General features: G+C 73.0%; 11 protein-coding genes. 5 read left to right on the top strand and 6 right to left on the bottom strand.

Going from position 1 to position 13,588, the window contains the following annotated elements:
- Positions 1–29: 29 nt before the first annotated feature.
- Positions 30–938, bottom strand: a complete 909-nt coding sequence (locus IE195_RS15295; protein ID WP_191271960.1) for an Lrp/AsnC family transcriptional regulator — start codon at positions 936–938, stop codon at positions 30–32.
- Positions 939–1,358: 420 nt separating this feature from the next.
- Between IE195_RS15295 and IE195_RS15300 the strand changes: the two genes are divergently transcribed.
- From IE195_RS15300 to IE195_RS15310, 3 genes are all read left to right on the top strand, one after another.
- On the top strand, positions 1,359–2,909 hold the full coding sequence (locus tag IE195_RS15300; RefSeq protein ID WP_191271962.1) for an LCP family protein: 1,551 nt from the start codon (positions 1,359–1,361) through the stop codon (positions 2,907–2,909).
- Positions 2,910–3,058: 149 nt separating this feature from the next.
- The gene (locus IE195_RS15305; protein WP_191271964.1) at positions 3,059–3,793 is read left to right on the top strand and encodes a cell wall anchor protein; all 735 of its coding nucleotides are present in this window, start codon (positions 3,059–3,061) and stop codon (positions 3,791–3,793) included.
- 175 nt (positions 3,794–3,968) lie between these two features.
- On the top strand, positions 3,969–4,757 hold the full coding sequence (locus IE195_RS15310; protein ID WP_191271966.1) for a VldE C-terminal domain-containing protein: 789 nt from the start codon (positions 3,969–3,971) through the stop codon (positions 4,755–4,757).
- Between the two features lie 131 nt (positions 4,758–4,888).
- Here the strand turns inward: IE195_RS15310 and IE195_RS15315 are convergent, their stop codons facing one another.
- The gene (locus IE195_RS15315; protein WP_191271968.1) at positions 4,889–5,098 is read right to left on the bottom strand and encodes a dodecin; all 210 of its coding nucleotides are present in this window, start codon (positions 5,096–5,098) and stop codon (positions 4,889–4,891) included.
- A gap of 538 nt (positions 5,099–5,636) precedes the next feature.
- Here IE195_RS15315 and IE195_RS15320 point away from each other — a divergent pair.
- Positions 5,637–5,849 carry a hypothetical protein gene (locus tag IE195_RS15320; RefSeq protein ID WP_191271970.1) on the top strand — a complete coding sequence of 71 codons (213 nt, stop codon included), beginning with the start codon at positions 5,637–5,639 and terminating at the stop codon, positions 5,847–5,849.
- Between the two features lie 90 nt (positions 5,850–5,939).
- On the opposite strand, the gene IE195_RS15325 is transcribed toward IE195_RS15320, so the two are convergent.
- From IE195_RS15325 to moaA, 4 genes are all read right to left on the bottom strand, one after another.
- Positions 5,940–9,395: a HEAT repeat domain-containing protein gene (locus IE195_RS15325; protein WP_191271972.1), complete on the bottom strand. Its 3,456-nt coding sequence runs from the start codon at positions 9,393–9,395 to the stop codon at positions 5,940–5,942.
- 45 nt (positions 9,396–9,440) lie between these two features.
- A complete protein-coding gene (gene mobA / locus IE195_RS15330; RefSeq protein ID WP_191271974.1) occupies positions 9,441–10,037 on the bottom strand; it encodes a molybdenum cofactor guanylyltransferase in 597 nt (198 codons plus the stop codon).
- Between the two features lie 69 nt (positions 10,038–10,106).
- Entirely contained in the window at positions 10,107–11,294 is a 1,188-nt protein-coding gene (locus tag IE195_RS15335; RefSeq protein WP_191271976.1) for an RtcB family protein, read from the bottom strand.
- A 151-nt stretch (positions 11,295–11,445) separates the two neighbouring features.
- Positions 11,446–12,453 carry a GTP 3',8-cyclase MoaA gene (gene moaA / locus IE195_RS15340; protein WP_191272655.1) on the bottom strand — a complete coding sequence of 336 codons (1,008 nt, stop codon included), beginning with the start codon at positions 12,451–12,453 and terminating at the stop codon, positions 11,446–11,448.
- Positions 12,454–12,762: 309 nt separating this feature from the next.
- Here moaA and IE195_RS15345 point away from each other — a divergent pair, with 309 nt between their 5' ends.
- Entirely contained in the window at positions 12,763–13,584 is an 822-nt protein-coding gene (locus tag IE195_RS15345; protein ID WP_191271978.1) for an alpha/beta hydrolase, read from the top strand.
- Positions 13,585–13,588: the final 4 nt, after the last annotated feature.

The following is a 13,588-nucleotide window of genomic DNA, read 5'->3' on the forward strand; positions in this document are numbered from 1 at the left end:
GGGCGGCCACCCGCCCCCCGTTCCCCGGATCAGCCGGAGCCCGAGTTCCCGGCGCGTTCACCGCCCCGGCGCTCCTTGCGGACCCGGAGGTGGTCCCAGGTCTCCACGTGGCCGACGCCCCCGGTGGCCCTGATCACCTCCAGCGCCTCGACCAGCTGGTGGCGGTCCGGCGCGGTCAGGGTCCCGATCACGTCGTACCGGCCGAAGCCGCTGGCCAGGAACGAGATCCGGGACATGTTGGCCATGGCGGCTCCCAGCGCGTCGGCGTCGCCCCGGCAGCGCAGGCCGAAGCCGAGCTGCTCGTTGGCGCCCACCGCCGACGGTTCCACGAGCGCGGTCACGTGGACCACGCCCGAGCCGAGCAGGCGCACCACCCGGGAGCGGGCCGCCGCCTGCGACAGGCCCACCTGCCGGGCCAGGTCGGCGTACGAGGCGCGTCCGTCCTTGAGCAGCCTGCGAACCAGGCGCCAGTCCAGGGCGTCCAGCTCGATCTCGCGCAGTTCGCGCACGCTGCTGTGGGCGTCCTTGTACACGGCGTTGGCCCGGAAGACCTCCGCGCCGTCCACACCGGGCAGCGAGCGCAGGTCGGCCAGCTCCTTGGTGAGTGCGGCGTCATCGGCCACCCGGACCTGCGCGACGGCCGGGAACCTCCCTGCCGACTGCGCCGCGAAGGTCACGGCCTCGCGTTCACCCAGCGCTTCGAGCAGCGGGCCGGTCGGTCCGCTGACACGGAAGGACACGTGGCCGAGGACCTCCATGCCCACCACGCCGGCGTGCAGCACACCGACGATTCTGATCGCCCCCGACTGCACGAGCTGGCGCACTCTGGCGCGTACCGCAGTCCGGGACAGGCCCACCCCGTCGGCCAGGGCCTGGAACGTCGCTCTGCCGTCCCCCTGCAACGCCCGCATGAGCGCAGCGTCAACCGCATCGAGCACGATGGTTGCCTTTCGTTCCCATGACGCCGCCCTTACCCCCGGACGGCGCCCCCTCCTCCGGCCAGATCATCGCAGTTGTGACGCCGGTCCACTACCGATCGCCAAAGAAATCGGTTGATTCACCCCTTTGACCGGCCCGGAAGCCTCAGCCAATGCCCCATCGACCGCCTCCCGACCACATAACAGACTTGTATAGAACATCCCTTGTGAGGTGGTCGCCGTGCACACAACACCGACAAAGCGCCACACTGATCTCACGGGTTCGTGTGACACCCCCGGAACCGGACGCTCCCTCGCGGGCGTATGACCGGGAAGGGGTGTACAACCGGAAAGTGACCGCCACCCAGCGATCGTGGCGAGGGTTACAGGACCAGAGGACGGGGCGGCCGCGACCGCCCCGCGGCTTGAGAGGAATCACTGGTGGCTGCGGAGGACGAGCGGCGGGACGAGGCACCCACGCGCCTGAGCACGGGAAGGGCGCTGCTGTGGACAGCCGCGTCGCTTCCCCTCCCCGGTGTGGCACACCTGCGCATGGGGCGCAGGGTCGCCGGAGCCGTGGCCCTCGGTGCCTACCTGCTGGGTATCGCCGCCCTGGCCCTGTGGCTGTACCTGCTGGACGCCCACGAGTCGGGGTCCCTGACGGTCCTGGCCGGGATGGCCGTGCAGAACCGCTGGCTGCTGGGCGGCATGGGCGCCGTGTTCGTGGTCACGGTGCTGTGGCTGGCCGTCATCGTGCACTCCTGGACGATCACCCGGCCCGAGGGGGCGAAGTTCGGCCAGCGGTTCCTCGGCGGTTGCGTCGTCCTGCTGCTGTGCCTGACCGTGGGCGCCCCGGCGGCGTGGGTACTGCACGGCGGTTACACGGCCTACGACACGCTGGGCGAGGTCTTCAACGCCCCTGAGCGCGCGGACCTGCCCCCGCACGACGCCAGGGACCCCTGGAACGGCGCCGACCGGGTCAACGTGCTGCTCATCGGGTCGGACTCGGCGGACAACCGCTACGGGACGCGCACCGACTCCATGATGGTGGCGAGCCTGGACACGGAGACCGGGGACGCGGTCCTGGTGGGCCTGCCGCGCAACCTGGAGAACGTGCGCTTCCCCGAGGACAGCACACTGGCCGAACGCTACCCCGAGCCCTACGGCTTCGACCTGCTGCTCAACGACGTCTACCAGACGGTCGCCGAGGAGCCCGAGGAGCTGGCGCTCGACCCGGAGGCCGCCGACCCCGCCGCCGACACCCTGAGGAAGGTGATCGGGCACAACGTCGGCCTGGACGTGGAGTACTACGCGATGGTCGACATGATGGGCTTCCGGGACCTGATCGATGCCGTGGGCGGAGTGCAGGTGCGTATCGAGGAACCCATCCCGTACGGGGTGCACGGCGGGGTGCTGGAACCCGGTCTGCGCCGTCTGGACGGGCACGAGGCGCTCTGGTACGGCCGCTCCCGCGTGGGCTCCGACGACTACGGTCGGATGGGCCGCCAGGGCTGCCTGATCAAGTACGTGGCGGAACAGGTGGAACCGACCACCGTACTGACCAGCTACCGGAAGCTGGCCGGAGCCACCAAGAGGACGCTGAGCACCGACATTCCCCAGTCGAAGGTGCCCGCGTTCATCGACCTGGCGGACCGGGTCACCGACACCGGGGACATGAGCGCGCTCCAGCTGTCCCCGCCCCAGGTGTTCACCGGGAACCCGGACTGGGACAAGGTGCGGGAACTGGTCGAGGAAGCGATCCGGGGAGGCTCCGACCAGGGCGGCGGCCCCTCCGGCACCCCTTCCGCCTCCCCCTCCGGTGACGACGCCTCCGACCGTCCCGAGGACCCGACCGAGGAGGAGTGGGCGGAGTGGGACGAGAACCAGCGGACCGAGTGGCAGGAGTACACCGGTCTGGACGAGCCCTCCCCCGCCGACCCGGGCCGCCAGGTCGGCTCCGAGGCCAGCGACCTCGACGCCCTGTGCCCGTGACCGTCCCCGGTCGGGGCTGAGGCGCCCGTCCCGACCGGGTCCGCTGCCCTGCGGCGACTCCGGCAAACCCCGGCGGCCCCGGGTGACCGGTGTCGGTCAAACCGTCACCGGGCGTTGCCACCCCCTACGGGGCGTGTGACGCTGGCGCCGTGACCGCAGCGCAGCTCTGGACTCTCGTCGCCTTGGGCGCCTTCCACGGGCTACACCCCGGGATGGGGTGGTTGCTCGCCGTCGGCAGGGGGTTGCAGGAGGGCGGCCGGACCCAGGTCCTGCGCTCCCTCCCCGCGATCGCCGCGGGGCACTCGGCCAGTGTCGCGGTGGCCGCGGTGGCGATCACCGTCACCGGTTCGGCCACCGCCTCGGTCCTCTTCCCCGTGTTGGGCGGCGGGGCGGTCGTCCTGGCGGGGCTGGTGATGCTGCTGTCCCGCAGGCACTTCCACTGGCGCGGGGTCCGCCTGCCCCTGTGGCAGCTGACCGCCTGGTCCTTCCTGATGTCCTCGGCGCACGGGGCCGGTCTGATGCTCATGCCGGTTCTGGCCGGACAGCTCAACCACACACACGCGGACGGCGGCCACCAGGGGCACGGGGCGGGGACCGGCGCCGCGGGGACGACCGCTGCCGGAGCGGGGGACGGGCCCGCTGCGGGACCGGGTGCGGCGGAGGCGGCCCAGGGGGCGTGGAGCCTGTGGGACGCCACCCTGCTCGGGCTCGCCGCCACCGGGGTGCACACCCTGGCGATGCTCGCGGCCGCCGGGGTGGCTGCACTGGTCGCCTACGACTTCCTCGGTGTGCACGCACTGCGTTGGAAGGGCGTGACGATGGACCGGATCTGGGCGCTGACCCTGATCCTGGGCGGCCTCTTCGTCCTCTGGTCGGTCCTGTGAGGGCGTCCTGCGCGAAACCCCCGCGCCCCCGTTCGGCTTGACCTCGACCACAGTCGGGAATGAGAAGAAGGCCCGTTATGTCCAATAGACGGAGCACTCTTCGAGGGAGCCGTACAGACATGGCGCCCGGGACGTCGGCGCAGCCGCCCGTACCCGGCGTGGAGGGGCAGAGCCAATGGCACACAGATCCACCGGCGTGGTTCACCGACGATGGCACGGACTGGTCCTGTCCGTGGCGATCCTGGCCGTCCTGGCCGTCCTGGGCGCGCTGACCGCCCGCTGGGTGGCCCAGCACCAGGACCGGATCTTCCCGATCTCCACACCGTGGGGGCCGGACTGCTCGGTGTGGACCGGGGACGAACAGGTGCGGCTCGAGCGCGACCAGGCCAAACGGGCCAGCACCGCGGCGGCGGTGATCTCCCAGGGAGACAGCGCCCCGATCGAACAACCGAACGTGGACGACATCCCCGACGAGGTGATGGACATCCTCGTCGAGGGCCCCGAAGAGGACGCGGGCCCCTCTATGAGCTGCCGTTACACCGGCGAGGAGGTCGAGTTCGAGGAGGAGGAGCCCTCGGGCCTGACCCCGCGCGCCACCGACCTCAAGGCGGGTATCGAGAACGACTTCGCCGACACCAGCATCGGCGGGTACGTGCCCGGCGGCTACGACACCGGGCACGGTGAGGACTCCGCGCACTACGAGGGCCGGGCCCTGGACGTCTTCTACCGCCCGGTCAACGAGGACAACCGCCGCGAGGGGTGGCTGCTGGCGCACTGGCTGATCGCGCACGCCCCCGACTACCAGATCGACGTGATCATCTTCGACGACAAGATCTGGAGCACCCGGTACCCGTCGATGGGGTGGCGCCACTACGAGGCCGACCCCGACAACGAGATCCTTCGCCACCTGGACCACGTTCACGTGGACGTGCTGCGCGGGCCCGAACCCGGTGACGACGCCTGATCTGCGCCGGGCGGCGCCGGGGAGGGCGGCCGGAGGCATCCGCCGCGGCCGTCGGCGGCCGGAACTCCCGAACAGCGAGGGGCCCGGGCCGTGCACCGGTCCGGGCCCCTCGCACACCATGTGCGCTCCGGTCACTCCTCCAGCCGGAAGCCGACCTTGATCCCCACCTGGAAGTGGGCGACGTCGCCGTCCTCGATGTGGCCGCGGACCTGGGTGACCTCGAACCAGTCGAGGCCGCGCAGCGTGGCCGAGGCCCGTTGGATTCCGTTGCGGACGGCCTGGTCGATACCGTCCGGTGAGGTCCCGACGATCTCCGTGACGCGGTAGGTGTGGTCGGCCATGGGTACCCCCTGCGTAGTCGGTGGTGCGGGCCGCGCGAACACGGGCCCCGCTTCCCTGCCTCCCCCCGATCCCCGCCAGCCACACGGACATGCCGTTTTCCTCCGGAACCTTTCCCACGGAAGGGGTCGGGGCACTTTGCCGTTTCTTTCTGGGGACCTTGGTCCCGGTTGGGACCTGCTTGACCGTGGAATCGGGCGCTCCTCCGGGGAAAAGGCGCGAAGGAAAGACGAGAGAGGCGCCAGATTAGTCCTGACCTGGGCCTAAGAGCCCTCCGGTGGCGGGACTCTCCCGAGACAACGTCGTAACTGACTCTTGACGTACCCCGGGGGGCTGCGGTGTACATTGGGTTGTAGCGCTTCGGTCCCCCGTCGAAGCGCGGACGATGTTTCGAGCCCCCGTCGGAACATCGCGTGCGACGCCGGGTGGTTTGCCCCCGTAACCACCCGGCGTCGCCTTTTGTCCCCGCCGGTCGGCGTGAATACCCGTCCGTGGCCGGGGCTTGACCACCGAATCCGCTTTGTCGCCTGGGGACCAGCATTGGGTAATACCGCACCGGACACGCACTGCTCACGCAGGGACTGCCGGGCCACCGCCGACTGGGCGCTCGTCTGGAACAACCCCAAGATCCACACCCCCGACCGGCGGAAGGTCTGGGTGGCCTGCGACGAGCACCGCGAATACCTCGCCAACTTCCTGGACATGCGCGGTTTTCTCCGGGAGACGGTCCCCATGGCCGAGTTCGAGGGTTAGGGCGTGTCCGGTGGGCAGCACCCACCGAACACGCTCCGGCCCCGGGTCCGTACGGATCCGGGGCCGAGTGGGGCCGGATCCGGCGAGGGGCTACAGGACCGCCGCACGCCAGGCGGCGACGCGGACCTCCCCGTGCGGTGAACGGCCCAGCTCGGCGACGAGGCCGCCCCAGGGGCCGGTCCAGTCCCGCTGTTCGCCCCGGCGGGCGGCGAGGGCGACGGCGACCAGGCCGACCATGCAACCCGCCGGGGTGGTGTCCCGGGCGGCCAGATCGGCGAGGCGGCGTACCAGCGCGGCCAGGTGGCCGGGGTCCGGGTCGGAGCCCCAGCCCTGAAGGACGGTCTCGGCCGCCGTACGCGGCGCGGCCGGTTCGAGCCCGGGCAACCGGGCGGCCAGCACCGCCCAGGCCGCGACTCTGGCGCCGAACAGGTCAGCGGGAAAACCGCGATGGCCCGGCCGGGTGAGCACGGGCAGGTCGGCCAGGAGCAGGGGCAGCGCCTCCGCGCACAGGCCCGGGTGGGCCGCCAGCCGCCGCACCGCCCGGTCCAGCCCCGGCACCTCCCGCTCCGGGTCGTGGCGCCCGCGTAGCCGCTGGGCGAGCATCCGTACGGTACGCGAGACCCTGCGGGACGGGTCGGGGCCCCGGTCCGGCTCGGGCACCCGCGGGGGCACCCCCTCCCCGGGGCCGGGGCACAGGTCCACCAGGTCGGCCACCACGTCGGGGAGCCGGTCCGCGTAACGCCGCTCCCAGAGCAGCCCCTCGAAGGTGCGCAGCACCCGTTCGTCGGGCAGCGCGAGGTCGAACAGGTCCTCGACCAGACCGTCCGCCAGTTCCTCGTCGCACAGCGCCCAACCCGCGACCTGACGGCGCACGTGGGCGTGCTCGTCGGCCGCGGGGTCCCCGCTCGCCGGCAGGGACAGCATGAGCCGGGCGGCCCGGGGCCGCAGCCGGGGCGGCAGGTCCGACGGCGGATGGGACAGCAGGGCGGACCTGGCGGCGGGGTCGGTGAAGGCCAGGCGCCGTTCCTCCAGCGCGGCCAGGACCTCCGGCTGGTCGCCTTGGGCCATGAGGGCCCCGAGCGCGGCCGCCCGCACGTCCCGGTGCGGCCTGTCCTGGTCGAGCAGGCCGACCAGGACCCCGACCGCGCCGGGCGGCCGTACCTGGCCCAGGACACGGGCCGCGGTCTTGCGCACACTCACCCTGCCCGGCGCCGCCAGGACCGCGCCCAGCTTCTCCAGCAGGGCGGAGGGCCGCACACGGCGGGCGCAGGAGCCGAGCACTGCCACGACCGCCCTGGAGAAGGCGCCCTCGTCGACGCGGTCCAACAGCACCCCGAGCGCGCGCTCCGGCTCACCGGCCCGGGCGATCCGAACCAGGGCGGCCTCACGGAGCCGGGGGTCGCCCTCGTCGAGCCAGGGCGACAGCAGGTCCACGGCACCGGGCAGAACGCTCAGCCCCCGGAGCGCCTCGGCACGCGCGAAGTACTCCTCGGCCGGGTCGGCGGCGGTGTCCCACAGGTACTCCGCGGCGCGGCTCCGCTCCGCAGCCAACCAGGTCCCGGTCAGGCCCCGGCGGACCCGCACGGACCGGCTGGCCAGCCGCCCGCCCCGGGCCCGCAGCCGGGTGGCCGTGTCCAGGGCCTCACCCGTCAGGGCGGGCCGAAGGCGGGCCAGGCACTCCCAGACCGGGGTGATCAGCACCGCGGCCGGTGTGGCGCGGAACAGGCGTTCGGCGCGCTCACCGGGGCGGGGGCCGCGCAGGTGCGCCCGGGCGGCCTCGAAGGCCGTGGAGGCGGCCGGGTCCGCGGCGACGACCTCGCTCAGGTCGCGGTCGAACAGGTCGGGGATGCCGTACAGGTGCCGGCCCAGGGCCTGGGCCAGGAGGACGGTGGAGCGGTGCGCGCCCCGGGAGCGGTGGCGGGCCAGGGCGGGGGCGAGACGGGTGTACAGCTCCCGTGCCTGTGCGGGGGTGAGTACCTCTGCCAGCGTCCGGGACCGGCCCGTGGTGGGGCGGCGGTGCCAACGCGCGTATCCGCCGGTGAAGTGACCGTGGGAGGAGATCCCGCTCCCCGGGTGCCGTTCGATCAGCCTGGTGAGGGCGGTCAGCGCCCACTCGGCGAGGTCGGCGCGCCCCCGCCCGGCCGGGTGGTGCAGGACGTGCACCGCGAGGCCGCCCAGGGCCTGCCTCGTCTCGGCGGTGGTGTCGGGGGCGGCGAGGTTGTCGTCGAGCATGCGGTGCAGGGCGGGCAGGGCTTCGGGGCCGAGCAGGCCGGGGCTGAGGACACCCAGGGCCAGGGGCGGGGAGCGGCGGACGTGGTCGCGGTCCGCGGCGGAGCGCGCCAACCGGTCGGAGAGCACCCGGGCCAGGTCGGCGGCCCCGCCGCGCCCGGCCGCCACCGTCAGCCAGTACAGGGCGTGTTCCCTGCGGCCCGGGTCGGGGTCGCCCGCGGCCTCGGTGAGGAGGGGTTCGGCCTCGCCGAAGGGCAGGTGGGCCAGGGCCTCGGTGTCCTGGTGGGTGTGGTCGGGGTTGACGGCGCGGGCCCGTTCGAGGTGGTCCAGGATCCGTCTCGCCTCGGTCGCCGCCCGGTCCGGGGACAGCAGCCCCAGGTAGGGCAGCAGTGCGGTCCCCGTCCCGCCGCCCTCGGCGAGGAACCGGTCGATGACCGGGCCGCGGTCCGCACGGCGCATGACCCGCAGGACGACGAGGGCCCGGGGTTCGGCGCGGGCCATGGCCCCGAGCAGACCGCGCACGTCGCGGCGGCCGTGCGCGTACGCCGGGTACCGGGCCGGGTAGTGCAGTCCGTCCCCCTGCGCGTACAGGAGCCTGCGGGCTCCGGCGAAGGACGGGCGGGGGACCTGGGGCTCGGGGCGGCCGCGCAGGAACGGCAGGAGCAGTTCGGGTGCGCGGTCCTCCAGGGCCAGCGCCGCGGCGTACCACGGGCGGTCCCAGATCAGTTCCGGGTCCGGGGCCGTGTCCAGTTCCCGTTCCAGGCGTGTCAGCAGCGGGCCCGGGTGGCGGCGGGCCAGCCGGTTCCAGCCATCGACCCGGTGGGCCAGTCCGTCCAGGTGTTCGTCCACGGCCGGAGTGGAGCAGGCGGGCAGCAGGACGGCCGCCTCGTGCTCGCCGTGGCGTTCACGTACGAGGGGCAGGAGCCGGTCCGCGGCCTCCGTGCGGTGGTCCCGGTACAGGGCGGTGTAGAGCGTGCGGCGCAACCGGTGGGGCGCGTCGTCCAGGAGCTCCTCGAAGACACGGTCCGGCAGAGCCAGCCCGGGGGTGCGGCGCAGCACGGATCGGCGCAGGTCCTCGTCGGGGCCGTTGAGGTAGCCGGCCACGAGGCCGGTGTCGCGTGCGGCCAGGGCCATGTGTGCGCCCAGGTCCGCCTGGCCCAGCGCGTCGAGCCCGGCTGTGGTCTCGGCCAGCAGCGGGCCCGCGCGGTGTTCGCGGGCGTACCGGGCCAGGTGCCGCATGCGGGCGGGTCCGGTGAGGGGCGCGGTCTCGGCGAGCAGGCGCCGGGCCGGTCCGTGGTCGGGGGTGTTCTTCGGCATGCCGCTCACCCTTGCGGTGTCCCGGTACCGCGGGCAAGCGGATTGTCAGGGCCCCGGGTGTCCGGGGCGGTCGGGCGGGCCGAGTTCGGCGCGTACGCGCTCCAGTGCCTCGGGGGTGTCCACGTCGAAGTCCCCGGGGTCGCCGGCGAGCGGGACGCGGGCCGGGTCGAGGGGTTCCAGCAACCCGTACAGGGAACGCCCTCCGTAGTTCGCGAGCGCGGTGCGCAGGGCCTCGGTGCGCCACACCCCGGTGAGCCACTGCGCACGGCCGGCGGCGTCCACGAGCACCGCGCCGTCGTGCCCCGGCGCCGCGGCGCCCAGGGCGGCGAGGTGCTCGGGGGCCAGGTACGGCAGGTCGGCGGCGAGCAGGGCGAACCAGGGGGCGCCCACGTGGGGCAGCCCTGCGCGCAGGGCCGGTACGGGGCCGCCGCCGGGCGGGTCCTCGCGCACGTAGCGGGCACGCGGGCGGTCGCGTTCGGGGCCGACCACCGTCACGTGCGCGCCCGGGTGGTGGTCGCGCACGGCGTCCACCACGCGTTCCAGCAGGGTGCGTCCGGCGACGGCCAGGCCGGGTTTGTCGGCGCCGCCCATACGGGCCGCCGCACCCCCGGCCAGGACCACCGCGTCCAGGTTCTCGATCACGCTCCCAGCATGCCGTACGCGGCCGCTCCCGGGTGAACGCCCCGGGCGGCGGCCCCGCCTCCGGACCGTTCAGCCCTTGACGCACACCACCTGGCGCAGGTGGGCGACCACCTCGACCAGGTCGGCCTGGGCCCGGATCACCGACTCCAGGTCCTTGTAGGCGGCGGGGATCTCGTCCACCACCCCGCGGTCCTTGCGGCACTCCACGCCCTTGGTCTGCTCGACCAGGTCGGCCTCGGTGAAGGTCCGGCGCGCCTTGTTCCGGCTCATCCGGCGGCCTGCGCCGTGCGAGGCGGAGTTGAAGGAGGCGGGGTTGCCCAGGCCCTTGACGATGTAGGTACCCGTGGCCATGCTGCCCGGGATCACGCCGAACTCCCCGGAACCGGCGCGGATGGCGCCCTTGCGGGTGACGAGCACGTCCACGCCGTCGTAGGTCTCCTCGGCCACGTAGTTGTGGTGGCAGGAGATGCGCTGTTCGACCGTGGCGCCGGGGATCCGCTCGGCCAGGACCTGGCAGGCCAGGGCCATCATGACGTCGCGGTTGCGGCGGGCGTAGTCCTGGGCCCAGAACAGGTCCCGGCGGTAGGCGTCCATCTCCGGGGTGCCGGTCAGGAAGACGGCGAGGTCGCGGTCGGGCAGGTCCTGGTTGTGCGGCAGGGACTGCGCCCGGCCGATGTGGTGGTCGGCGAGCTCCTTGCCGATGTTGCGGGACCCGGAGTGCAGGACCAGCCAGACGGTTCCGGCGTCGTCCAGGCACACCTCCAGGAAGTGGTTTCCGCCGCCGAGGGTGCCCATCTGGCGCTGGGCGCGGGTGTGCCGGGGGTGCACGGCGGAGGCGAGTTCGCCGAACCCGTCCCAGAAGCCGTCCCAGCCGGTGCTGCGCAGGCCGGGGACGCGGGCGGGGTCGACGGGTTCGTCGTGGGCGTGGAAGCCGACCGGGACGGCCGCCTCCAGTGCCGAGCGCAGGGGGCCGAGGTCGTCCGGCAGCCGGTCGGCGGTCAGGCCGGTGCGGACCGCGGTCATGCCGCAGCCGATGTCGACGCCGACCGCGGCCGGGCTGACGGCGTCACGCATCGCGATCACGGAGCCGACCGTGGCGCCCTTGCCGTAGTGGACGTCGGGCATGACGGCCAGCCCGTGCGTCCACGGCATCCGGGTGACGTTGCGGAGCTGGTCCATGGCAGCGGACTCGACCTGTGCGGGGTCGGCCCACATACGGATCGGTACGCGGTCGCCGGGGACTTCGGTGTGGGACATGGGGGCCACCTCCCGTTTCTGTCGGGCCCCGGGGCAGTGGTGTGTGCCCCGGAACATCAAGCCAGAGGGAGCGGGGAGGCGGCAACCGGGTTTCTCTGTCCGGGCGGGGCCGCCGGTCCGGGGCGGGTGCGGTTTCCCGGACCGGCCGGCCTCAGCCGCCGATGGCGGACATGGGGCGTGCGGGTTGGAGGAAGCTGGGGTCGTTGATGCCGTGGCCGGGGAGTTTGGCCATGACGGCCTTCTTCCAGCGCTCGGCGATCTCGTCGTCGGTGGCGCCCTCGCGCAGGGGCGTGCGCAGGTCGGACTCCTCGCGGGCGAAGAGGCAGTTGCGGATCTGCCCGTCGGCGGTGAGCCGGACCCGGTCGCAGGCCCCGCAGAACGGTCGGGTGACCGAACCGATGACCCCGACGGTGGCGGGTTCGCCGTCGGGGAAGCGCAGGCCCCGGACGTGGAAGAGTTCGGCGGGTGCGCTGCCGCGGGTCCCGGTGTCGGCGGCGTCGAGCGTGAACTCGGTTTCGAGGCGGCCGAGGATCTCGTCCGCGGTGATCATGGTGTCGCGGCGCCAACCGTGCTGGGCGTCGAGCGGCATCTGTTCGATGAAGCGGAGTTCGTATCCGTGTTCCACGCAGAAGCGGAGGAGGTCGGCGGCCTCGTGGTCGTTGACGTCGCGCATGAGCACGGCGTTGACCTTGACCGGAGTGAGTCCGGCGCTCGCGGCGGCCGCCATCCCCTCCAGGACGTCGTCGAGGCGGCGGCGCCGGGCGAGTTTCTCGAACACGACGGGGTCGAGGGTGTCGAGGGAGACGTTGACCCGGTCCAGCCCGGCCTCGGCCAGGGCGGGTGCCGTTCGGGCGAGTCCGATCCCGTTGGTGGTCAGGGCGGTGTGCGGTCGGGGGTTGAGGGCGGTGCTTCCGGCGATGATGCCGGTCAGGCCCCGCCGCAGCAGGGGCTCGCCGCCGGTGAAGCGGACCTCGGTGATGCCGAGGCGGGTGGTTCCGATCCGGATCAGGCGGAGGAGTTCGTCGTCGGTGAGCAGCTCCGGTTTGGGGAGCCACTCCAGACCCTCCGGCGGCATGCAGTACGTGCATCTGAGGTTGCATCGGTCGGTGAGCGACACGCGCAGGTCTGTTGCCACGCGGCCATAGGAGTCGGCCAGCACGGGCGTCACCCTCTCCAGTATGAATTGCCGAGCAGGCAGTACGCCAAATTGCACCCACCCGAGGGATACCCACTCTCAAGCGTAGAAGATCCACTTTCACGATGAGTAGCCTGCATCACACCTTTTGGTACATTTCGTCAACAGACACGAGAGAACAGGGCCGTGCATGGCTTTTGACCCAAGTCAGGGGCACCAATCGTTACCCGGCCGACGCCTGCGGCCGGTCCCGGTCCGTGCCCTAGGGTGACCACTCCGGCGGCGGCCGTCCGATCGTCGCAGACGGACACGGCAACGAGGAGGCAGGACACGGTGATCAGCACACGTGAGTGGGGGCTGGCTGGAGGCCCGGACGGGTCCGGGAAACTGGCCGCGCGGGCCTGGGCGCCCACCGAGGGCGAACCGTCCTGGCTGGCCGTGCTGGTGCACGGCTACGGCGAACATCTGGGCCGCTACGAACAGGTCGCCGAGGACCTGTGCGCCGCCGGGGCCGTGGTCTACGGCGCCGACCACCGGGGCCACGGCCGTTCCTCCGGGGAACGGGTCCTGATCGAGGACTACGCGGAGGTCGTCGAGGACGTGCACCGCGTCCTCACCCAGGCCCGCACCGCCTACCGCTCCCTCCCCCTGGTGATGATCGGCCACTCCATGGGGGGCCTGATCGCCACCCGCTACGCCCAGGTCCACCCGGGCTCGGTACAGGCGCTGGCCCTGTCCGGCCCGGTCCTGGGCCGGTGGACGGCGCTGGAGGCGATCGCCGCGGCCGAGGAGATCCCCGACGCCCCCGTCGACCCCGCCACCCTCTCGCGCGACCCGGCGGTCGGCGAGGCCTACGCGGCCGACGAACTGGTCTGGCACGGCCCCTTCAAGCGCGCCACCGTGAACGCCCTGGCCACCGAACTGGAGCGGGGCAACGCCGCGGGCGATCTCGGTTCCCTGCCCCTGCTGTGGGTGCACGGCCACGAGGACCGGCTCGTCCCGGTGTCGGACACCAGGGTCGGCATCGAGGCGGTGGCGGGCGAGGACGTCACCGTGCGGATCTTCCCCGGCGCCCGGCACGAGGTCTTCAACGAGACCAACCGGGACGAGGTGATCGCCGAGGTCGTCCGCTTCGCCGGGCGCCTCACCCGCTGACCGG

This window comes from Nocardiopsis terrae, from assembly GCF_014651695.1.
GTDB lineage: Bacteria > Actinomycetota > Actinomycetes > Streptosporangiales > Streptosporangiaceae > Nocardiopsis > Nocardiopsis terrae.